This window comes from Deinococcus arboris, from assembly GCF_009755355.1.
GTDB classification, from domain to species: Bacteria; Deinococcota; Deinococci; order Deinococcales; family Deinococcaceae; genus Deinococcus; species Deinococcus betulae.
In genome coordinates, this window is the sequence record NZ_WQLB01000036.1 from 17136 (window position 1) to 37182 (window position 20047).

At 65.3% G+C, this 20047-nt stretch carries 21 protein-coding genes; 9 read left to right on the forward strand and 12 right to left on the reverse strand.

Features of this window, described 5'->3' with window-relative positions:
• Nucleotides 1–39 precede the first annotated feature (39 nt).
• Nucleotides 40–825 carry a TerC family protein gene (locus GO986_RS19175; protein ID WP_157461054.1) on the reverse strand — a complete coding sequence of 262 codons (786 nt, stop codon included), beginning with the start codon at nt 823–825 and terminating at the stop codon, nt 40–42.
• A gap of 454 nt (nt 826–1279) precedes the next feature.
• Between GO986_RS19175 and typA the strand changes: the two genes are divergently transcribed.
• The 4 genes from typA to recQ all read left to right on the forward strand — a co-directional run bounded on the left by typA (nt 1280) and on the right by recQ (nt 6928).
• A complete protein-coding gene (gene typA / locus GO986_RS19180; protein ID WP_157461056.1) occupies nt 1280–3061 on the forward strand; it encodes a translational GTPase TypA in 1782 nt (593 codons plus the stop codon).
• Nucleotides 3062–3264: 203 nt separating this feature from the next.
• A complete protein-coding gene (locus GO986_RS19185; RefSeq protein ID WP_157461058.1) occupies nt 3265–3765 on the forward strand; it encodes a GNAT family N-acetyltransferase in 501 nt (166 codons plus the stop codon).
• Between the two features lie 28 nt (nt 3766–3793).
• Nucleotides 3794–4684: a hypothetical protein gene (locus GO986_RS19190; protein WP_232337901.1), complete on the forward strand. Its 891-nt coding sequence runs from the start codon at nt 3794–3796 to the stop codon at nt 4682–4684.
• Between the two features lie 54 nt (nt 4685–4738).
• Nucleotides 4739–6928, forward strand: a complete 2190-nt coding sequence (recQ, locus tag GO986_RS19195) for a DNA helicase RecQ (protein WP_157461060.1) — start codon at nt 4739–4741, stop codon at nt 6926–6928.
• Nucleotides 6929–7369: 441 nt separating this feature from the next.
• Here the strand turns inward: recQ and GO986_RS19200 are convergent, their stop codons facing one another.
• From GO986_RS19200 to GO986_RS19210, 3 genes are read right to left on the reverse strand one after another with little or no spacing between them, the layout of a single operon-like run.
• Nucleotides 7370–7723: a DUF1622 domain-containing protein gene (locus GO986_RS19200; protein ID WP_157461104.1), complete on the reverse strand. Its 354-nt coding sequence runs from the start codon at nt 7721–7723 to the stop codon at nt 7370–7372.
• Nucleotides 7724–7725: 2 nt separating this feature from the next.
• On the reverse strand, nt 7726–8520 hold the full coding sequence (locus GO986_RS19205) for a Cof-type HAD-IIB family hydrolase (RefSeq protein WP_157461062.1): 795 nt from the start codon (nt 8518–8520) through the stop codon (nt 7726–7728).
• Between the two features lie 18 nt (nt 8521–8538).
• Entirely contained in the window at nt 8539–9441 is a 903-nt protein-coding gene (locus GO986_RS19210) for a PhzF family phenazine biosynthesis isomerase (protein WP_157461064.1), read from the reverse strand.
• 173 nt (nt 9442–9614) lie between these two features.
• Between GO986_RS19210 and GO986_RS19215 the strand changes: the two genes are divergently transcribed.
• Together GO986_RS19215 and GO986_RS19220 are read left to right on the forward strand one after the other, a co-directional pair.
• Nucleotides 9615–10517, forward strand: coding sequence for a PRC and DUF2382 domain-containing protein (locus GO986_RS19215; RefSeq protein ID WP_157461066.1), 903 nt, complete (start codon nt 9615–9617; stop codon nt 10515–10517).
• Nucleotides 10518–10559: 42 nt separating this feature from the next.
• Nucleotides 10560–10970 (forward strand): DUF2382 domain-containing protein, encoded by a 411-nt coding sequence (locus tag GO986_RS19220; RefSeq protein WP_157461068.1) that lies wholly within the window; start codon nt 10560–10562, stop codon nt 10968–10970.
• A gap of 56 nt (nt 10971–11026) precedes the next feature.
• Here GO986_RS19220 and asnS read toward each other — a convergent pair whose 3' ends face one another.
• The 6 genes from asnS to GO986_RS19250 form a co-directional block, all read right to left on the reverse strand.
• The gene (asnS, locus tag GO986_RS19225) at nt 11027–12370 is read right to left on the reverse strand and encodes an asparagine--tRNA ligase (RefSeq protein ID WP_157461069.1); all 1344 of its coding nucleotides are present in this window, start codon (nt 12368–12370) and stop codon (nt 11027–11029) included.
• A 232-nt stretch (nt 12371–12602) separates the two neighbouring features.
• The gene (gene tpiA / locus GO986_RS19230) at nt 12603–13334 is read right to left on the reverse strand and encodes a triose-phosphate isomerase (protein WP_157461071.1); all 732 of its coding nucleotides are present in this window, start codon (nt 13332–13334) and stop codon (nt 12603–12605) included.
• A 2-nt stretch (nt 13335–13336) separates the two neighbouring features.
• Nucleotides 13337–14371, reverse strand: a complete 1035-nt coding sequence (locus GO986_RS19235) for a GNAT family N-acetyltransferase (protein ID WP_157461073.1) — start codon at nt 14369–14371, stop codon at nt 13337–13339.
• A 75-nt stretch (nt 14372–14446) separates the two neighbouring features.
• On the reverse strand, nt 14447–15619 hold the full coding sequence (locus GO986_RS19240; protein ID WP_369409482.1) for a phosphoglycerate kinase: 1173 nt from the start codon (nt 15617–15619) through the stop codon (nt 14447–14449).
• A gap of 88 nt (nt 15620–15707) precedes the next feature.
• Nucleotides 15708–16700, reverse strand: coding sequence for a type I glyceraldehyde-3-phosphate dehydrogenase (gene gap / locus GO986_RS19245; protein ID WP_157461077.1), 993 nt, complete (start codon nt 16698–16700; stop codon nt 15708–15710).
• A 195-nt stretch (nt 16701–16895) separates the two neighbouring features.
• Nucleotides 16896–17495: a TetR/AcrR family transcriptional regulator gene (locus tag GO986_RS19250; protein ID WP_157461079.1), complete on the reverse strand. Its 600-nt coding sequence runs from the start codon at nt 17493–17495 to the stop codon at nt 16896–16898.
• A gap of 80 nt (nt 17496–17575) precedes the next feature.
• Between GO986_RS19250 and GO986_RS19255 the strand changes: the two genes are divergently transcribed.
• Together GO986_RS19255 and GO986_RS19260 are read left to right on the forward strand one after the other, a co-directional pair.
• Nucleotides 17576–18040 (forward strand): DUF6010 family protein, encoded by a 465-nt coding sequence (locus GO986_RS19255; protein WP_157461081.1) that lies wholly within the window; start codon nt 17576–17578, stop codon nt 18038–18040.
• Nucleotides 18037–18459 carry a hypothetical protein gene (locus GO986_RS19260; protein ID WP_157461083.1) on the forward strand — a complete coding sequence of 141 codons (423 nt, stop codon included), beginning with the start codon at nt 18037–18039 and terminating at the stop codon, nt 18457–18459. Before GO986_RS19255 ends, GO986_RS19260 begins: the two co-directional genes overlap by 4 nt.
• Here GO986_RS19260 and GO986_RS19265 read toward each other — a convergent pair.
• Nucleotides 18456–18593, reverse strand: a complete 138-nt coding sequence (locus tag GO986_RS19265) for a hypothetical protein (RefSeq protein WP_157461085.1) — start codon at nt 18591–18593, stop codon at nt 18456–18458. The two genes, GO986_RS19260 and GO986_RS19265, sit on opposite strands and share 4 nt — an antisense overlap.
• 305 nt (nt 18594–18898) lie before the next feature.
• Nucleotides 18899–19444 carry a YceI family protein gene (locus GO986_RS19270; RefSeq protein WP_232337902.1) on the reverse strand — a complete coding sequence of 182 codons (546 nt, stop codon included), beginning with the start codon at nt 19442–19444 and terminating at the stop codon, nt 18899–18901.
• Nucleotides 19445–19663: 219 nt separating this feature from the next.
• Here GO986_RS19270 and GO986_RS19275 point away from each other — a divergent pair, with 219 nt between their 5' ends.
• On the forward strand, nt 19664–19978 hold the full coding sequence (locus GO986_RS19275; RefSeq protein ID WP_157461086.1) for a hypothetical protein: 315 nt from the start codon (nt 19664–19666) through the stop codon (nt 19976–19978).
• Nucleotides 19979–20047 lie beyond the last annotated feature (69 nt).

Sequence of the window (20047 nt, forward strand, 5' to 3'; positions counted from 1 at the left end):
CTGGGGGCTCTAGCAGGGGCATTCAGTCAACTTCCGCCACTAACCTGACTGCCGCTCTGACTGGTCCTGCTGCGCGGCCTCAAGGGCCTGCGACACCGCCTGCGCCCGCACCGTTCTGGCGGCGCGCACGGTAAACAGCATGACCACGCCGGCAAACAGCATCGTGAAATACAGGTAGGCGCTGGGCACCCCCACCTCGAAGGCCTCGGCCACCAGATTGGTTCCCACCAGCAGCAGGAAGGCAGCGGCCAGCAGTTTCAGCGGCGGGTGCGCGTCCAGATACCGGCTGATGGGTCCGCTGGCCGCCACCATCACGACCATCGCCAGGACCACGGCGGTGACCATGACTGGCACGTTGCCGCTGATACCGATGGCCGTAATTACGCTGTCAAGGCTGAATACCACGTCAATCAGGGGAATTTGCAGGATGACGCTCAGCAGCGAGACCTGGCCGGCGCTGGCCTCGCCGGTGCCCAGGGGGTCGGCCGCCATCCGCGAGAGCTCGCGCACACTCTTGACCATCAGGAAGAGCCCGCCGCCAATCAGAATCAGGTCGCGTACGCTGAGCCCCTGGCCCAGCACCGTCAGCAGCGGTTCCTGAAGGCGCGTCAGCCAGGCAATGCCGCTCAGCAGCGCCACGCGCGTGACGACGGCCAGGGCCAGCCCCACGGTGCGGGCCAGTGCTTGCTGCGCGGCGGGCAACCGGGACGCCAGCAGCGTGATAAACACAACGTTGTCAATGCCCAGCACCAGTTCCAGCAGGGTCAGGCTCAGCACACCGACCCACGCCGAGGGGCTGCTCAGCGCCTGCACAAAGTCCGCCATACCCTTCACCCTACGGTGAGCGGTCCCCGCGTGGCCCGGCTTAAAGGGTCGGTCAAGATAGGGGGCGCCGGGCAAACGCTGACCTTGCTGTGTGGGCACACAACTGGGTCGCCTGGCAGGGCTGTGGTGCGGCCATCCTTATGTTGACAGGGCACTGGGAGGGCCAGATCAGAAGAAGGCCGTATCAGGCGTGTCCTGTCTGCCCAGCTCACTCATCAGAAGGGCCCTAATGTGTCGGTGTCACGTTCGGATACCCGCCCTGCTCGGACTGAAGCTTTCTGCGAACACTTCAATCGGGGGCCCTGACAGACTGTCCAGAGCCTCTGATTTCTGCTAAACTTTCTGTTTGGGTGTCCCGCCCACGCGATGTGAGGCGGGCTTTTTCATGCCAATGAGAGCAGAAGGCCGCCCGCGCCGCCGGGGCCAACCGCTCCGCACCTAAGGAGCTGCAACTATGGAATACCGCAACATCGCCATTATCGCCCACGTTGACCACGGCAAGACCACCCTGGTGGACGGCCTGCTCAAGCAGACCCTGAAGCTGGGCCACGGTGAAGAAATCGCCGAACGCGCCATGGACAGCAACGACCTGGAAAAGGAACGTGGCATCACCATCCTGGCGAAGAACACCGCCGTGGAATACAAGGGCGTCAAGATCAATATCGTTGATACCCCTGGCCACGCCGACTTCGGCGGGGAAGTGGAGCGCGTGCTGGGCATGGTGGACGGCGCCCTGGTGCTGGTGGACGCCGCTGAAGGCCCCATGCCCCAGACCCGCTTTGTGCTTCGCAAGGCCATTGAGCTGGGCCTCAAGATCGTGGTCGTCATTAACAAGATCGACCGCCAGGACGCCCGCATCGAGGACGTGGTCAACCTGACCTTCGACCTGATGGCCGAACTGGGGGCGAGCGACGAGCAGCTCGACTTCCCGATTCTCTACGCCGTGGCCCGCGACGGCAAGGCGTACAAGGACTTGGACAACCCGCAGGAGGACATGCACGAGCTGTTCGAGATGGTGCTGGAGCAGATTCCCGCGCCGCCCGTGGATGTAGACGCCCCCTTCCAGATGGTCGTGACCAACCTCGACTACTCCGAGTACCTGGGGCGCATCGTGCTGGGGCGCATCCAGCGCGGCACTGTCAAGAAGGGCGAGTTCGTGCAGCTGATCCACAAAGACGGCACCATGACCAAGTCGCGCATCGTGCAGCCCTTCACGCACCTGGGCCTGCGCCGCATCGAGGCAGACACCGTCAGTGCGGGCGACATTGTGGCGCTGGCGGGCATTGAGGACGCGCAGATCGGGGAAACCGTGGCCGACCTGGCCGACCCGGAAGCCCTGCCCATCATCACGGTGGACGAGCCGACCGTGTCGATGACCTTTCAACCCAACACCAGCCCGTTCGCGGGCAAAGAGGGCAAGTACGTCACCTCCCGCCACCTCAACGACCGCCTGAAGCGCGAAGTGATGACCAACGTGTCCCTCAAGGTCGAGGAACTGCGCCCCGACGAGTTCAAGGTCAGCGGACGCGGCGAGCTGCATCTCTCTATCCTGCTCGAAACCATGCGCCGTGAGGGCTATGAAGTTCAGGTCGGCTCGCCGCAGGTGATCATCCGCGAGATCGACGGCGAGAAGCACGAGCCGGTCGAGCACCTCGTCATCGACGTGCCGGAGGGGCACGCCAGCACCGTGATCGGTGTCCTGAGCGCGCGCAAGGGCCAGATGGTCAATATGGAGCCGCAGGGCAAGCGCACCCGCGTGGAGTTCAAGATTCCTTCCCGGGCGCTGTTCGGCTTCCGTACCCAGTTCCTCTCCATGACCCAGGGCGAGGGCATCATGAGCCACATCTTCGACGGCTACGCGCCCTGGGCCGGGGAACTCAAGACCCGCCAGAATGGCTCGCTGGTCAGCATGGAAGACGGCACGGCCTTCGCCTACTCCATCTGGAAATTGCAGGACCGGGGCGGCTTCTTCATCGACGCCGGAGCCGACGTGTACGTGGGCATGATCGTGGGTGAGAACGCCCGCGAGCAGGACATGAACGTCAACGTCTGCAAGAACAAGAAGCTGACCAACGTGCGCTCCAGCGGCGCGGACGACGCGCTGACCCTGATTCCGCCCAAGCGCCTGAGCCTGGAAGACGCCCTGGAGTACATCAGCGAGGACGAGCTGGTGGAGCTGACCCCCCAGAGCATCCGCCTGCGCAAGAAAGTGCTGAACCCCAGCATGCGCAAGTAAAGAAAGAAGTCCACAGAGGGCCGCAGCGAAATTGCTGTGGCCCTTTCGCATGGCTGGAGAGGTCCGGCTTACGGGTCTGCCGCCAGCCAACACGGTGCTCTTCAAGCGAAGCGGCTGGGCGCGGGGCAGCTGACCAGCGAGGTGTGAGCAGGGCGGCCGGGTGGTGGGCCTGATAGCCGACAGGCCGTATTAGGCTCTGGGCCATGTTCACCGCGCCTCTTGTTCGCCCCGCTTTCCTTCGGGACGTGCCGGCCATCACGGCCATCTACAACCATGCCGTCGTGCACACCACCGCCTCCTATGACCTGGAGCCCGTCACCGAAGCCTCGCGCCTGGCGTGGTTCGAGGCCAGGCAGGCGGACGGCTGGCCGGTCTGGGTGGCTGAGCAGGGCGGGCAGGTGGTGGGCTGGGCCACCTTCGGCCCCTTCCGCGCCAAGCCGGGCTACCGCTTCACCGCCGAGCACTCGGTCTACGTGGCCCCAGACGCGCAGGGCCAGGGCGCTGGGCGCCTGCTCATGACCACCCTGATTGCGGAGGCCCGCCAGCGTGGCCTGCACAGCCTGATTGGCGGTGTGGACGCCGAGAACACCAGCAGCTTGGCCTTTCATGCCCGGCTGGGCTTCGTGCCGGTCGCCCATTTCCGGCAGGTGGGCCGTAAGTTTGACCGCTGGCTGGACCTCGTGTTCGTGCAGTTGCTGCTGTAAGCATGCGCGCCGGGTGTACGCTGTGCCTATGCTGGCCGCCGTCGAAACTGTGCAGGAATGGCTGGGTCCTCTGAGCTGGATGGTGCAGGTGGCGGGCGGCTTCGCCGTGGCCTTTTTCGCGTCTTCCGTCTTTTCGCCTGCTGGACGCCACGCGGCGGTGGTGGCCCGCGCCGCTGCCGTGGTGGTGCTCCTTACAGTCCTGGGGGCGGCCTGGCTGGTGCATCCGGCCGCCGGCATGCTCCTGGGGTACTTCGGCTCGCACGCGTTTGGGCACTGGCGGCGGGCACAAGGCGGCCTGCTGGCGGCGCTGGTGGCGGCCGCCGCGTTCATCGCACTGGGCGCGGGCTGGCTGGTGTATCCCCTGTTCGTCATGGCGCTGATCTGGCTGGCTTCGGGCGCCTGGGGCCGCGAGGAGCGCAAGACGAAAAAAGCGCCCGCCGAAGCTGTTCCGGCGCCTCTGCCTGCCCAGGCCAGTGGCACGCCCATGCCGGCCGCCGAAAGCCCCCTGGTCGCCCTGCTGCGCGATGAGCGCCTGCCCCCCGAGGCCCGGGCGCAGCTGGCGGCCCTGAACCTGCGGACCCAGGAAGCCCTGTCGCTGCTGCAGACGCAGGGCGTGGACGGCAGTGAGGCGGGTTACCTGACCCGCGCCATCCGCGACGAGTACGCCCCCGGCGCTGTGAACGCCTACTTGAAACTGCCGCGTTCGCTGGCCGATTCTGCCCCTCTTCAGGACGGCAAAACGGGCCGCGCCCTGCTGGCCGAACAGCTAGAACTACTCCTGGAAGGTGTTCAGGACGTGATTAACAGCACGCTGCGCAGCGGCAGTCAGGATCTCCTGAGCCACGGGCGTTTCCTGCGGGACCGCTTTGAAAAGGTGAGCGCCGACCTGCGCGTGCCGGTTGAAGTCAAGGCGAAGTAGAGGGGCCGCTCTTTTTCATTACGCTCTGCACAGAACGCGCTATGCTGAGGGGCGATGTCTGCCGTGCTGCCCACCCCTGAATCCGCCCTGAGTGTCCTGAAAACCGTCTGGGGCTACGACGCCTTTCGGGGCGTGCAGGCCGACATTGTTCAGACGGTGACGGACGGTGGCAACGCCCTGGTGCTGATGCCCACCGGCGGCGGCAAGAGCCTGTGTTATCAGGTGCCCAGTCTGCTGCGCCCTGGCGTGGGCATCGTGGTCTCGCCCCTCATTGCGCTGATGAAAGACCAGGTGGACACCCTGCGCGCCCTGGGCGTGCGGGCCGCGTTCCTGAATTCCACCCTCTCGCCCGAAGGTGCCCGTGAGGTCGAGGCGGCGCTGCTGTCAGGCGACCTCGACCTGCTGTATGTGGCCCCGGAGCGCTTGCTCCTGCCCCGGACCCTGGACCTTCTGGAGCGCGCCCCCGTGGCCCTGTTCGCGGTGGACGAAGCGCACTGCGTTTCTCAGTGGGGGCATGATTTCCGCCCTGAATACCAGGGCCTGAGCATGCTGCCCGAGCGCTTCGGGCATATTCCCCGGATGGCCCTGACCGCCACCGCCGACGACCGCACCCGCGCCGACATCCTGCGCGTCCTGGGCCTGCAAGGGGCGCCGCAGTTCATCTCCAGCTTTGATCGGCCCAACATTCAGTACCGCGTGGCGAACAAGGAAGGGCCCAAGACCCAGCTGCTGGACTTTATCCGCTCGGAGCACGCCGGGGACGCGGGCATCGTGTATTGCCTGTCACGCAAGTCGGTAGAGGAGACGGCGCAGTGGCTCTGCGCTCAGGGGGTTGACGCGGTGGCCTACCACGCCGGCCTCTCGCCGCGTGAACGCAACCAGGCCCAAGAGCGGTTTCTGAACGAGGAAGGGCTGGTCGTGGTGGCCACTGTGGCGTTTGGGATGGGCATTGACAAGCCCAACGTGCGCTTTGTGGCCCACCTGGACCTGCCCAAGAGCATGGAAGGCTATTACCAGGAAACGGGCCGCGCTGGCCGTGACGGCCTGCCGGGCACCGCCTGGATGGTGTACGGCCTGGCCGACGTGGTGAATGTCCGCCGCATGCTGGCGGGCAGCGACGCCCCTGAAGAGGTCAAGCGCGCCGAGGCGGGCAAGCTGGACGCCCTGCTGACCTACTGCGAAACCGCCGCCTGCCGCCGCGAGGTGCTGCTGGCCTACTTCGGCGAGAGCTTTCACGGCCCCTGCGGCAACTGCGACACCTGCCTGAATCCGCCCCAGGTGCGTGACATGACCCGCGAGGCGCAAATGGCCCTGTCGGCCGCTATTCGCACCGGCAACCGCTACGGCGCCGCCCACCTGACGGACGTGCTCCTGGGCCGCGCCACCGAGAAAGTTGTGGGCATGGGCCACCACACCCTGCCCACCTTTGGGGTCGGCGCCGCGCACGACGAGAAGGTGTGGCGTGGGGTGCTGCGCCAGCTGGTCAGCCTGGGCTACCTGGCGGCGGGTGAATACCACGGGCTGTCGGCCACCGGCAAGGCCCGCACGCTTCTGAAAGGCGAGACGGCCCTGGTGCTGCGGGAAGACACATTACAACCCAAAACGAATAAGCGCGAGCGCACCCGCGACCGGGGCGGCAGCCGCGCTCCTGTGTCTCCCAGCGACCAACCGCTGTTTGAAGCCCTGCGCGGCTGGCGCCTGGCCCGCGCCCGCAGCCTGGGCGTGCCGCCCTACGTCATCTTCACCGACGCCACCCTCAAGGCTATCACCGAACTCAAGCCCACCAGCCACGCGACTCTGGGCACCGTCAGCGGGGTGGGGCAGCGCAAGCTGGCCGACTACGGTGACGAGGTGGTGCAGCTGGTCCGCGACTCGCTGGGCGGCCTGATGCCCGCTCCGGTCAGCGCCCCTGAACGCGGCGCACGCGAGAACACTGCGCTGCTGGGCATCCTCAAAGGTCGCCCGGCGCCCGAGCCAGTGCTGCTACCTCCCACTGCCCCCGCCGACCCGGCGCACACCGAGCAAGTGGCCGAGGCCCTGCGCGAGTTACGCAAGGCTCTGAGCAAGGAAACAGGCCACAGCGCCTTTGTCATCTTTCCAAACGCGACGCTGGAAGCCCTGGCGGCCCGTCAGCCCCGCACCCTGGCCGAGATGCAAGACCTCCCCGGCTTTGGCCCCAAGCGCCTTGAGGCCTATGGAGAGCGGGTGCTGGAAACGGTGCAGAGCGTGCTGGGCGAGGGCTAGAACCCGGTCTGCCCCCGCGACGAGGGCTGAGCAGGCCTGCTCAGCCCTCTCCTGTGGGATGGCCTGGTCTGACTCTCCTTGATAGCCCTGGCCGTCCCTAGAATCTGCCAACCCAGCTTGAACTGGGGAAACCGGGCGGCCTTTGCTGACAGGTCCCCAGGTTCCAGTCAGCCCAAGTTGGGCACTCCACGCTTCATCGGTCGCACGTAGGAAAAGCAAAGGCGACCCCTCACCCACAGTCAGCCGTGAGATGAAAGGCCAATCATACGGATTGCGCTTCATTGCCGCACCGCAAAGAAAGGCACCGTCGGCGCTTCCATATCGCGCAATCCGCATCTGTTCTTGCTCGCTCTCCTGAGAAGCTTTTCAAGTCTGCTGCTCAGCTGTCCAAGTCCGCTCGGAGTCCACCCGGCATTCTGCTCGATTCAATCGGAGGCCGTATCAGTCCCTATCCTCTTGCCGCGCCTGATGCCCATCAATCTCGCGCTGAAGGAAGAAATTGAGCAGTGTTCGCAGCGCCGCGATGGCGGCCAGCTTGCCAATGTCGTCCCAGGAGGGCGCGATGGCCGTGCGCAGAATATCGGCCGCCAGCGTGAATTCCAGGGCGACCGCCAGCCAGCGGCCCAGCTCTAACCTCAGGCTTTCTTTTTGCACGTCTGGTTGCGTACTGGGCCGCACAAACGCCGTGGCTGCCCGTCCCAGGGCCACCAGCACCGCCGCCGCAATGACCAGCGCGGCGGCCACCTCGACCCCAGTGGCCACCCACTCGGTCACCACCTTGACCTTCTCCAGCAGGTTCACAGGCTCAGCGCTAGCTCCACAGCCTCGCGCAGCCCCCCGTCGTCCACATGGCCGACAAAGTGCCGCGCTGCCTGCCGGGCCGGGGCGTCGGCGTTGCCCATGGCCACTGGATGCCCCACCTCGCGCATGGCGGTCACGTCGTTTTCGCCGTCCCCCACCATCATCACGCGGTCCAGCGGCACCCCGTAGGCCCGCGCCACCTGGGCCACCGCGCTGCCTTTGCCCACCCCTGCCCGCGTGACCGAGATAAACATGGCGTCCGGCATCACCGGGCTGCCGGCCGGGTGCAGGCTCAGCCCGTCGTGGGGTGCGGCGCTCACGGCCGCCTCTTCCTCGCGCGCCACCACCCACTGCACCCGCACCACGTCGCCGCTCAGGTCGCTGGGCGCTTTGGGGTGGTACGGCACCCCCAGCAGCCGCGCGTGGCGTTCGGCGTAGTCGCCGGGTTTGGTGATGGCAAAGTCCAGGTCGGTGTAGATCTCCAGCAGCCGGTCTTCCTGCTGCGCCCGTGCCAGCAGGCCCGGCAGGCTTTCCGGTGGAAACGGCTCAGAGAGGCTGTGGCCGCTGCCCACGTTGACGATGCTGGCCCCGTTCTGAAAAATATGCCAGCCGTCCTCATCTATCCGCTCGGCGTAGGCACGGGCGTTGCCAAAGGCGGGGCGCCCACTGCACAGGGCCAGCCGCACCCCCTGCGCGCGGGCTGTCTGGAGCGCCGCCCACACGTCTTCCCGGATGATGTTCCCCGTGCCCACCAGGGTGCCGTCCACGTCAATGCAAATCAGGCCAAGCATGGGGCGCAGTCTAGAGTGCTACCGCCCTACCACCGAGCGGGGTGCCCAGGTGCCTTCCCGCTCCACCGTGGCCTGACCGCCCACATGCACCGCCGCGACCCGCTCACCCTGCAGTTCCAGTTCCACTTCGACCTCGCCGGGCGTGCCCAGCGCGTGTCCCTGATACACCACGCCGCAGGCCCGTTCGCCGCGCACCGGCAGGCGGCCCTGGCTGGCCAGCAGCGCCATCAGGGCGCCGGCCGCGCTGCCAGTCACCGGGTCTTCCGGAATGCCTACGGCTGGGGCAAAGTCCCGCGCCGCAAAACGGTTGACGCCCATCGGTGCGTAGGCGTACAGGCTGACCACGCCCAGCGCTTCGGTCAGGGCCTGAATCCGCGGCAGGTCCGGCTCCAGGCCGTCCAGAATCACGCTGTCGAGCAGCGGGAGAAAGACACTCCAGAGACCCGTGCTGGCCGCCGCCATCGGCAGTCCCCGGTGAACCATGCGCGCGTCAATCCCCAGGGCCTCGGCCAGTTCGGTGCGGATGCTGCGGGGCAGCGGGCGGTAACTGGGCGCCGGCTGCTGCATCCACACCCGCTGCGGCACCCCCGCCACGCTGTCCAGCCTCAGCGGCACCCGCCCGGCCAGTGTGTCCAGGTACAGCACAGAGGTGCCGTCCCACTCGCCGGCCTGCGCCAGGGTCAGGCCCAAGGCCACGGTGGCATGGCCGCAGAAATCCACCTCTTGTGTAGGCGTAAAGTAGCGCACCCGCAGAATCTGTCCCTCGCGCCGCATGACATATACCGTCTCTGGCGCGCCGATCTGGGCGGCCAGGGCCTGCAAATCTGTGCGGCTCAGTTCGCCGGCGCGCAGCACCACGCCCGCCCGGTTGCCGTGCCCTGGCGTCTCGGTGAAGGCACTCACCTCGCTATAGGCAATCATGTCTCTACTGTATCCCAGCGCCTTAAGACTCACTTAAATGGATCTGAAGCGCATCTCCATCAATGTGGTTCTTAGCCAAGACTTGAGCAGAGTCGTAAAAATCTTTGCGTTTGCCCTGCCACACTCCGGCCAGTTCATTCCCTTCCCGGGTGAGCCCATTCAAGGAGGCTGTTATGGCACGTTTGATTCCTGTTTCCGAGTTGGTGCGCGACCGTTCCTACGACCTGGGCGATACCTATGACATTGTGGGCCGCAACGCCTATGCCGTGGACGAGAAAGTAGGTACCGTGCGCGAAGCCCTAACCGACGACGGCGGCCAGATTCGTTACCTGATTGTGGATGTGGGCGGCTGGTTCTCGGCCAAGGAAGTCATGGTGCCCGTCGGCATGGCGCGTATCGAAGACGACGGCGTCTACCTGGATAATCTGACGAAAGATCAGGTCAAGGGCCTCTCCGGCTACGTCGCGGGTCAGGACTACGACTATGAAGCCCAGGTGGGCGACGAGCGTATTCTGCGTGGTGTAGACCACGCTGAGCATCAGACCAACGCCGGTGAATTCATCTACCGCGATGAAGATACTCTGTTCCAGACGCCCCAGCGCTTGCAACTGCTGGAAGAGCGCCTTCAGGTCAACAAGGACCGCTATGTGGCCGGGCAGGTGCAGATCGGCAAGCACGTCGAGACCCGCACCGAGAACGTGACGGTGGGTCTGGAGCGCGAAGAAATCGTCATCGAGCGTCATGTGGTGACGGACGCCCGTCCCGTGGACGGCAACGTGACCCTGGGCGCTGGCACCGAGACCATCCGGGTGGATCTGGAAGCCGAGCGGGCCGACGTGAGCAAGCAGGCCTACGTGACCGAGGAAGTCGAGATTGGCAAGCGGACTGTGACTGAGCAGCAGACCGTCAGCGAGACGGTGGGCCGCGAAGTCCTGGACGTGGACCAGTCCGGTCAGGTGGCGGTGCAGGGCGCCGAGGGCACCACGCTGCGCGATGACCGCAACCTGGGCGAGCGCACGGTGGACGCCGTGAAAGACGCCGTGGACCCCCTTGACGGCAAGATCGACCGCCGCTAAGAGGCGTGTGGGAAGGGCCGCTGTGCCCTTCCCCCGTTTCCTATGAAAGAAGAACGGAAGGTCAGCCGCGCCCTGGAAGGGGTGCTGCAACTGCGTGAAGAACGTGCCGAGGTCCGCAAGATTCGGGAGGCGACGGGGCAAGTGATGCTGCGCCGTGAACGCCGAGTGCGTGAGGAAACGGTGCGCGTGGAACTCGTCTCCGAGGTTCTGGTGATTACCGCCATAGAGGGTGCCCCCACCGTGCAAATCGGCACCCGCACCCTGGCTCCGGGCGAAAGCTATGAGGTGCTGCTCTCCGATGAACGCGCCGTAGTGGACAAAGTCATAGCCCAAACACAGGAAGTCCGGGTGTTCAAAGACACCTTTGTGCGCGAGGAGACGGTGCCCCTTCAACTGGCGTATGAAGAACTGGTGGTGGAGGAACAGACCTTTCTCCCGGATGCCAACACCTGAAGAGCCACAAAACGAAGCCCCAGCGGCAAAGTTCGCTGGGGCTTCGTCTTTGCCGCTTAAGGGCGCATGCGGGTGAGCATCCGCGGAAAGGGAATGGCCTCGCGGATGTGGTCAATGCCAGTAATCCAGGCAATCACCCGTTCCAGACCCATACCAAAGCCGGCGTGGGGCATAGAGCCGGTGCGGCGCAGGTCCAGATACCACTCGAACGCTTCGAGCGGCAGGCCTTCGTGCTCGATCCGCGATTTGAGCAGCTCATAGTCGTGAATGCGCTCGGAGCCGCCAATAATCTCGCCGTAGCCTTCGGGAGCAATCATGTCGTCGCACAGGGCCACGCGGGGGTCTTCGGGGTCAGGCTGCATGTAAAAGGCCTTAATCGCCGCCGGGTAGCGTTCAATGATCACGGGGCGGTCAAAGTGGTGACCCAGAATCGTTTCGTGCGGGGCGCCCAGGTCGTCTCCCCAGTCCACCGGCTGCACGTCGGCCTGCACGTTGTCGGGCAGGTCCCCGCTCTCGATGTGCTGCCGGATAATCTCCAGCGCCTCGGTGTAGGTCACGCGCGGGTAACTACCCTCGGCGGCCCCGGCCAGCTTGCCCACGTCGCGGCCCAGCAGCGCCAGCTCCTCAGGGCACTGTTCCAGGACGCGGCGCACCAGAAAACTGACAAAGCGCTCCTGCAAAGCCATGTTCTCGGTGTGGTTGCTGGGGACCACCTCCGGCTCGATCATCCAGAATTCCAGCAGGTGGCGCCGCGTTTTGCTCTTTTCGGCGCGGAAGGTAGGGCCAAAGGTATAGACCTTGCCAAAGGCAAAGGCGCCGGCCTCGGCGTGCAGCTGGCCCGTCTGGCTCAGGTACGCCTTGTCCTCTCCGAACAGGTCAATCTCGAACAGCTCGGTGGTGCCTTCAGCGGCATTGGGTGTGAAAAAGGGAGCGTCAAAGCGGATAAACCCTTCCCCGTGAAAGAAATCCACGATGGACCGCTGCACGCAGTCGCGCACACGCATAATCGCCCAGGGGCGGCGGTGGCGCAGCCAGATGTGGCGGTGATCCATTAGAAACTCGATGCCGTGTTCCTTGGGCGTGATGGGGTACTCGGCGTGATTCTCGCTGATGGGGGAGAGGCCACGTACGCTCAGCTCCACGCCGCCCGGCGCGCGCTCGTCGGCCCGCACCTCGCCGGTCACAGTCACAGCCTGTTCCTGGGTCAGCCGCTTGGCCGCTTCGAAGACGTCCTCGGTCACGTCGCCTTTAAAGACGGTGGCCTGCACAAAGCCGCTGCCGTCGCGCAGCTTCAGAAACTGGATCTTGCCTTTGCCGCTTTTGTCAGTCAGCCAGGCGTGGAGGGAAACGGTTTGCCCCACATGCTGCTTGAGGTCATGGATGGTCGAAAACAGGCTCATATCGGCGCTCAGTATAGGCAGAGCTGCAGAGAAGGCGCCTGCCGAGGCTGGTACCAGAATGAGTCTTCTGTATTCTTGCCGTTCGCGCCAAGCAAGCATGATACAGATGAGGCTAAAAATTCACGATCTAGAAGAATCGTGAAACTATTCACTTAATATAGCTGTGTCCCTCTAATAACTCTGAGGGGCTCGGTGCATCTATTCAAAGCACCGAGCCCCTCACCACCTGCTGTTATTTCAAGGCGTCGCTCATACCCAGAACATCCGGGACTTTGAGGCTGGCGCCGCCCACCAGCGCGCCATTCACATTCGGCTTGGCGCAAATGCTGGCAATGTTGTCTGGCTTAACGCTGCCCCCGTACAGCACCCGGAGGTCATCTGCGTCGCTGCCGTAGCGCGTCAGCAGGGCTTCGCGGATGGCGGCGGCCAGTTCCTCGGCGTCCTCGGCGGTGGCTGTCTTGCCCGTGCCAATCGCCCACACGGGTTCGTAGGCAATCACCACCTCCGGGCCCACGCCGGCCAAGCTGCCGTTCAGCTGCGCCAGGGTATAGGCCACCTGTTCGCCCTGCTCGCGCACGGCCAGGCCCTCGCCCACACAGACAATCGGAATCAGGCCGTTGGCCTGGGCCTGTTTGGCCTTGGCGGCCACCACCGCGTCTGTTTCGCCGTGGTACTCGCGGCGCTCGCTGTGACCCACGATGACGTAGGTGGCGCCCAGGTCCTTGAGCATGGCGGCGCTGACCTCACCGGTGTATGCCCCGCTCTCGTGGGCCGACACGTCCTGTCCGCCAAAGGCCACCCCCGCAGGCAGGTTGGCGGCCAGGGCGCTTAAGGCCACCGCCGGTGCCAGAACGGCCAGTTCGGCCGCGCCGCCCTCCAGCTTCTCGCCCAGTTCCTGCGCCCAGGCGCGGGCCTCGGTGGGGGTCTTGTTCATTTTCCAGTTCAGTGCGAGCAGGTTGTGCATCTTCAGTCCTCCCTGGGCAGGCGCGAAAGAATAGTGTCAATCTCGCCCTGCCAGATGGTGGTCGCCATAAAGGGCCGGAAGCCCATCTCGGTGTTGATTTTGAGCATGGCGCTGTTGCTGTCGGCGTTCTGCGTGCGGATTTCCCTGGCCTGTGGGCTGAGGCGCCGCAGGTGGGCAACGTTCGCGGCCTTGAGCCAGCGGCCCAGGCCGTGGCCCCGGTGGGCGGCCAGCACCCCCGTATTGCCCTGGCTCACGATGCCCGGTTGCGACGCTCGCCACGACAGGTCGTTCAGGCCGGCCAGCGTGCCGTCGGGGGCGCGCACTACTGCGGTCAAGCTGACCCGCCCACCGGCGCGGCTCAGGCTTTCCAGTTCACGGACCTCCTGCGCCGACACGGTGGTGTCTTCGGCCTTCAGGTCACCTCGGGGAGCGCTGTTCATCACGCTGAGGAGCGCCGCGTAGGCGGCCAGGTCCGCTTCGGGCACCGCGCCTTCCCAGACTTCCAGGGTGTAGCTGTCCGCCGGGCGGGTGGTCCAGCGCTCTAGCAGGCCGTCCGGCAGATCAGAGAGCAGCAGTCGGTTTTCGTGATTGGCCAGGCCTGGCGTGAACCCACAGTGCGCCGCGAAGGCCTCGCCCGCCGACACGCGGTCGGTGGTGCGGGCCAGCAGCAGGGACCGGCCGCGCGCCTGCATGGCCTGCGCTGCGCGGCGCAGCAGCGACCCGCCCACTCCGCGCCCGCGCCAATCCGGGGCCACCATCAATTCCAGGTCGGCCAGATGCTGGTTGTCCTCTGTGTTCATCAGCTGTGTGCGTGCGTGGGCGTGAATGCCGCTGCCGTCCTCCACCGTCCAGAGGTCCAGCTCCAGGAGGGGCGGCAGATGCTGCATCTGGCCCCACACATGCTCAGGGTTGACGGGCGGGTCATCGGGGTGCGTTTCCTGGCGCAGGCGGTTCAGGTGCGCGACCAATTGGTGGGCAAAGGCCTCAGTGAATTGATGCTGGGACCGGTGGATCAGCTGCGTGGCCTGTGCCGTCATGGTGCCGCTCCTGTGCGTGATGGGCTGTGCCGGACCCGGCCTGTCTTGTTCCGTGCCAAGGGGTGGACAGGTTGCCTAACCCATCGCCTCGACGCCGGGCAGCACCTTGCCTTCCAGCAGTTCCAGGCTGGCGCCGCCGCCCGTAGAAATATGGTCGATCTGGTCAGCCCGGCCGCTCTTGTTGATGGCACTGACCGAATCGCCGCCGCCCACCACCGTGTAGGCCTGGTCTTTGAGGCTGCCCACGGCCGCCGCCACTGCATTCGTGCCCGCAGCAAAGGCCTCAAACTCGAAGACGCCCATCGGGCCGTTCCAGAACACCATTTTCGCGCCTTTCAGGGCCTCAGCGTAGTCGGCCTGCGTCTGCGGGCCGATATCCAGGCCCATCCAGCCGTCTGGAATGGCCCCGGCGGGCACCACCTGCGTCTGGGCGTCGGCGGCAAAGCGGTCAGCCGCCACCGCGTCGGTGGGCAGCATCAACTTGTCGCCGTAGGTATCCAGCAGGTTGCGGGCGTACTGCACCTGATCCTCTTCCACGAGGCTGGCCCCAATCTGCCCGCCGCGCGCTTTGAGGAACGTGAACATCATGCCGCCGCCAATCAGCATGCGGTCCACCTTGGGCAGCAGGGTTTCAATCACCTTGATTTTGTCGCTGACCTTGGCCCCGCCGATGATGACCACGTAGGGGCGCTCCTGGCCCGACAGCACCCGGCCCAGCGCGTCCACCTCGGTTTGCAGCAGGTGCCCCGCCGCGTGGGGCAGCAGGCCCGCGACCCCGCTGACGCTGCTGTGGGCGCGGTGCGCGCTGCCAAAGGCGTCCAGCACAAAGGCGTCGCCCAGCCGGGCCAGACGTTCATTCAGCCCCGCGTCGTTCTGTTCCTCGCCGGCACTGAAGCGCACGTTGTCCAGCAGCGCCACGGCGCCCTCGGGCAGCGCCTGCACGGCGGCCAGCGTCTCGCTGCTGTCAGCGGTGCCGGAAATGAACGTGACGTCGCGGCCCAGCGCCTCTTGCAAGACGGGCGCCACCGGCTTCAGGGAATACTTGTCTTCCGGGCCGTTCTTGGGCCGGCCAAAGTGGCTGAGCAGAATGACATTGCGCGCGCCCGCGTCCAGCAGCGCGCGCAGGGTGGGCAGGCTGGCCGTCACGCGGGTCGTGTCCTGCACGGCGCCGTCTTTGACCGGCACGTTGTAATCCACGCGCACCAGCACGCGCTTGCCACGAACATCTAGGGTTTTCAGGTTTTGCACGGTTACTCCGGAAAAAGTGAGAGACAAAAACTGATGGTTGATGGTGACAGGACCAGGGTCCCCACCATCAACCATCAGCCGTCAGCCATCAGCCTTTTTGCTGAACGAGTTCCACCAGGTCGGCGATGCGGTTGCTGTAGCCCCACTCGTTGTCGTACCAGCTAAAGAACTTCACCAGGCTGCCCATCGCCATCGTCAGGCCGCCGTCAATGATGGCGCTGTGGGGGTCGCCGACAATGTCGGCCAGCACGATGGGGTCTTCGGTGTAGGAGATGATGCCCTTGTGGCTGCCTTCGGCGGCCTTCTTGAACACGTCGTTGACTTCCTGAACGGTCACGTCGCGCTTCAGAATGACCACCACGTCGCTGATCGAGCCGGTGGGGGTGGGCACGCGCAGGCTGGTGCCGTCGAACTTGCCTTTCAGCGCGGGGTACACCTGCGACACGGCCTTGGCGGCGCCCGTGGAGGTGGGGATGATGTTCACGGCGGCGGCGCGCGCGCGGCGCAGGTCGCTGTGCGGCAGGTCCAGCACGCGCTGGTCGTTCGTGTAACTGTGCACCGTGGTCATGATGGCCTTTTCGATGCCAAAGGCCTCGTCCAGCAGCTTCATAGGGGCGCCCAGGCTGTTGGTGGTGCAGCTGGCGTTGGAGATGATGTTGTGCTTGCTGGCGTCGTAGTCGCCCTCGTTCACACCCAGCACCAGGCTGATGTCCTCGTTCTTGGCAGGCGCCGTGATGATGACCTTCTTGGCGCCGCCCTCAATGTGCTTGCTGGCGCCCTCGCGGCTGGTAAAGATGCCGGTGGACTCAATCACGATATCCACGCCCAGCTCGCCCCACTTGATGTTGGCCGGGTCACGCTCGGCCAGCGCGTGAATCTTCTTGCCGTTCACGGTCAGGCTCTCTTCGTCGTACTCGACGGTGCCGTCAAACTTGCCGGCGGTGCTGTCGTACTTCAGGAGGGTGGCGAGCGTTTTGTTGTCGGTCAGGTCGTTGATGGCCACCACTTCGACGCCGCGCGCTTCCAGGACACGAAACACCAGACGGCCAATGCGGCCGAAACCGTTAATCCCTACTTTCATGCTGTGCCTCCAGTCGTGAGGGCCACCCCCCCCAGTGGGGGAGAGCAGAGACCTCGCATGTCGCAGTGTACCCCCTGATGCCGGAGGCCAATTTCGTGTCCTCTGGACACCAACAGGAACTTAGACCCGGTTCAAGCAGCCCGGCGGCGGTGGGTGAGGCGGCTGGCGCCTCAGCCTAGGCCACTCCGACGGCGCCTACAGCTCTGGCCGTGAACGCGCCAGCAAAGCGCTCAGCGCCCGCTCGGCCCGCTCCTCCGCCGCCTCGTCCTGAACAAAGCGGCGCGACACATGGTGCGCGAGGTAGAGGCCGCACAGTTCCCAGACAAACTGCTCGGGGTCCAGGTCGGGGCGTAACTGCCCCAGTGTCACTGCTTCGCGCGTCCAGGCGGCCAGTAGCGCGCGCCACTCGCGCTCGGTGTTCAGCAGCCGGTCTCGCAGCGGCCCCGGCTGGTCATCCAGTTCGAAGAGGCCTGCCGCCACCGGACAACCGCCCGTCAGGCCCGCGCGGGCCGGCCAGCCCATCCAGAGCCGCGCCGCCCGTTCGAGCCGGGGAAGGCCCGGCGCTTCCCGCAGCGCCCCCTCCAGCACCGCCGCCTCAAACTCGCGTGAGGTCTGGTCCAGAAGTCCGAGTTGCAGGTCCTCCTTGGAACCAAAGTGCGCGAACAGCCCACTTTTAGACCGGCCTGTGTGTTCGGCCAGCATGCCCAGGCTCACTCCTGCGAAGCCGTGGACCGTCACCAGGTCCAGCCCCTGCCGCAGCAGCGCGGCTCTTTTGCCAGACGTGGGGACATTCATCGCTTTAAAATAGCACGACCGGTCGTGCTAGGTTTCGGCTGCTGGTGGTGCCGCTCTGTGGCCAGCAGCAAAGGAGCGACATGGTCTGGACCGAACTGCTGATGGCCAAAGTGCAGCTGCTGGGGCCCCTTGACTGGCTGGCCCCGGTGCTGATTGGGCTACTATACATCTCGCTGTCCTCGCTGCTCAGGGAGCCGGCGCGGCAGAAGTTCAGCGCGGTCATGATTGCTGGTGCGGGGGCGGCTTACCTGAATGGCGGCTTTGGCGCCTGGGAGTTGGCCTTTACCGCGCTGGTCACGGTCTGCGCGTACCGGGGGCTGACCAGTTACGCCTTTATCGGCGCCGGCTGGCTGCTGCACACTGGCTGGGACGCGCTGCATTACCTGTACGGCAACCCTATCGTGCCGTTGTCGGCCACTTCATCGTTTGGCTGTGCCGTCTGCGACCCCATCATCGCGGCGTGGTGCTTTGCCGGAGGACCATCCGTGTTCGGGGGACTGCGCCGACGTTTTGGTGCTCACCGGCCCCAGATAGGCCCGCTGTGAGCACCGTTTTTGCGCCCCTGACCTTTCCAGACCTGCTGGGCCGCTTGGGGCTGGCCTGCCTGATTCTGGTGCCGCTGATTCTGGTGCTGGGTCAGGTGTTCGTACGTGTGACTGGCGTGCCGCCCAGCTATCCGCCTCTCAGCCCGCTGCCGCTGCTGTCAGGGGCCATTGGTGGGTCGCTGCTCAGTGCCCTGGGGTACTTGCTGCTGAGCACTGTCATTAAAGACCAGAAGACGTTGTGGACCGTGCTGGTGGTGCTGGCCCTGGCCCTGCTGGTCGCCAGTTTTCACCTGCCCTGGCGCCTGAGCTACACCCGTTCGGCCCGGTTTACTGGCGTGACCGTCTCGGCGCAGGTGGCTCAGGCCATGCTGCACTGCGTGGTGGTGGGCACCAACCTGGCGGTGCTGTTGCGGCGTTAGGGTGAGGTGGGGACAGCCCCGCGCAGCAGCACCGTGGCCCGGCGGATCAGGTGCCAGGGGGCAACCCTAAAAGTTACTTCCAGGACGTAGCGGCCATCGGGGAGACCGGTCACTTCAGGCGGCAAGCCTTCCACGCGCACGCTCCGGGCAGGCAGAAGCGCCTGCTCTGGATTTCAGGACAGTCCACATGGTCGGGGAAAGCAGAGATCTCCCGTCTGCCCGACGTGAGCAAGCGGTATGTGATGGTAAAACAGCTCAGTTCAAGGGTCACTGGCCCAGGCCCCAGATTGACCCGCCGCGTCTGGATGTTCTCCCAGGTCAAGGTGGAGACCGGGGACGGCACGACCATCACCGGAGTCAGTCGGGGGCACAGGCGTAGCCCATGCACTGGTCAAGGAGAGCAGCAGGGCCAGCGCAGCGGCCTGGCGCACGAGTGTCTTCAGCCTTTGATCAGGGTGAAAGACACGTCTACTGTCACCGAGTCGCTGCTGCCGGGGTAACGCACGTCATAGTCATAGGGATTGAACTTGAACTGGGTGCTGACATTCACCTTGCCGCCCTGCAAGGTGGCCTTGACCGGCACGCTGATGGTCTTGGTGGTCCCCTTGACCGTCAATTTGCCGGTGGCGGTCGTGGACAGCGTCTGCCCTTCGGCCAGCTTGCCGCCGGTCAGTTTCTCCAGGGCAAAGGTGGCGTTAGGAAACTTGGCAGCGTTCAGGGCGTTCTCGCCCTTGGCGTGCGTGTCACGAAGGCCGATGCCCGTTTTTAAGCCTGAAACCGGCACCTTCACCGAGCCGGTCGTGGCCGCCAGATTCGCCGGGTCCAGCTCCACACTGGCCGTCACTCCGGCGATGTTGCCGCGCACCGGAATCAGGCGCACCGTATGGGTGAAACTGGCCTGACCGTCGGCCGCCCGGTAATCCGCTCCCTGGGCCTCGCCCGCCATCAGAACTGCCGCCGTGCCTGCCGCCCAGAGTCGTTTCATAGGCCGATCTTGAATCAGCCGTGTGAAGAACAGGTGAACCTGCGCCCTGGCCTGCGCGACCATGAACCCAAAGTCAGAATTTTCACCTTTCGCGGCCACTTCGTACAAAAGTTCATCTGAAGCCTCTGTTCTGACAGGTGGCTGTGCCACTCCATTGCCTACCGTGAGGCCATTCTCCGCGTGCTTGCCCCGGCTGGCCGCGTCCCTCACGGAGGTTGTATGAAGCGCGTTCTCTCTTTGGTGTCCCTGGTCCTGTCGAGCGTTGCCCTGGCGGGCAGCGGGCAGATGTCCACGCCGGTTCGTCTCACGGTTCAGCCGGTCTGCGAAGTGCAGAGCGTGACCCCGGAGCGTGTGACCCTGCACTGCACCCGCAACTACGTGCCTTCTGTGCCGCACGACTTGCCTCAGCTGCTGGGCAAGCTCCCGCTGGCCGAACTGCGCCTGACCAACAGCGCCCCGGCCCCCAGCGGCGGCACCCTGAACACCTACGCGGTGCAGCCACTGGGCGCAGCAGGCGAACTGGTCTTCTACTGACCGCCGCCTGCACTGGCCTTGATGAGCCCACATGGCCATCAAGGCCAGTTGGCTTGGATGCGCAAGCGC

Coding starts and splice junctions, on each gene's coding strand:
- GO986_RS19270 (WP_232337902.1), bottom strand. CDS start 19,444: ATGAAACGACTCTGGGCGGCAGGCACGGCGGCAGTTCTGATGGCGGGC.
- GO986_RS19190 (WP_232337901.1), top strand. CDS start 3,794: ATGCTGGCCGCCGTCGAAACTGTGCAGGAATGGCTGGGTCCTCTGAGC.
- GO986_RS19210 (WP_157461064.1), bottom strand. CDS start 9,441: ATGATTGCCTATAGCGAGGTGAGTGCCTTCACCGAGACGCCAGGGCAC.
- GO986_RS19185 (WP_157461058.1), top strand. CDS start 3,265: ATGTTCACCGCGCCTCTTGTTCGCCCCGCTTTCCTTCGGGACGTGCCG.
- GO986_RS19215 (WP_157461066.1), top strand. CDS start 9,615: ATGGCACGTTTGATTCCTGTTTCCGAGTTGGTGCGCGACCGTTCCTAC.
- GO986_RS19255 (WP_157461081.1), top strand. CDS start 17,576: ATGGTCTGGACCGAACTGCTGATGGCCAAAGTGCAGCTGCTGGGGCCC.
- GO986_RS19235 (WP_157461073.1), bottom strand. CDS start 14,371: ATGACGGCACAGGCCACGCAGCTGATCCACCGGTCCCAGCATCAATTC.
- GO986_RS19250 (WP_157461079.1), bottom strand. CDS start 17,495: ATGAATGTCCCCACGTCTGGCAAAAGAGCCGCGCTGCTGCGGCAGGGG.
- recQ (WP_157461060.1), top strand. CDS start 4,739: ATGTCTGCCGTGCTGCCCACCCCTGAATCCGCCCTGAGTGTCCTGAAA.
- gap (WP_157461077.1), bottom strand. CDS start 16,700: ATGAAAGTAGGGATTAACGGTTTCGGCCGCATTGGCCGTCTGGTGTTT.
- GO986_RS19275 (WP_157461086.1), top strand. CDS start 19,664: ATGAAGCGCGTTCTCTCTTTGGTGTCCCTGGTCCTGTCGAGCGTTGCC.
- GO986_RS19175 (WP_157461054.1), bottom strand. CDS start 825: ATGGCGGACTTTGTGCAGGCGCTGAGCAGCCCCTCGGCGTGGGTCGGT.
- GO986_RS19205 (WP_157461062.1), bottom strand. CDS start 8,520: ATGCTTGGCCTGATTTGCATTGACGTGGACGGCACCCTGGTGGGCACG.
- typA (WP_157461056.1), top strand. CDS start 1,280: ATGGAATACCGCAACATCGCCATTATCGCCCACGTTGACCACGGCAAG.
- tpiA (WP_157461071.1), bottom strand. CDS start 13,334: ATGCACAACCTGCTCGCACTGAACTGGAAAATGAACAAGACCCCCACC.
- asnS (WP_157461069.1), bottom strand. CDS start 12,370: ATGAGCCTGTTTTCGACCATCCATGACCTCAAGCAGCATGTGGGGCAA.
- GO986_RS19220 (WP_157461068.1), top strand. CDS start 10,560: ATGAAAGAAGAACGGAAGGTCAGCCGCGCCCTGGAAGGGGTGCTGCAA.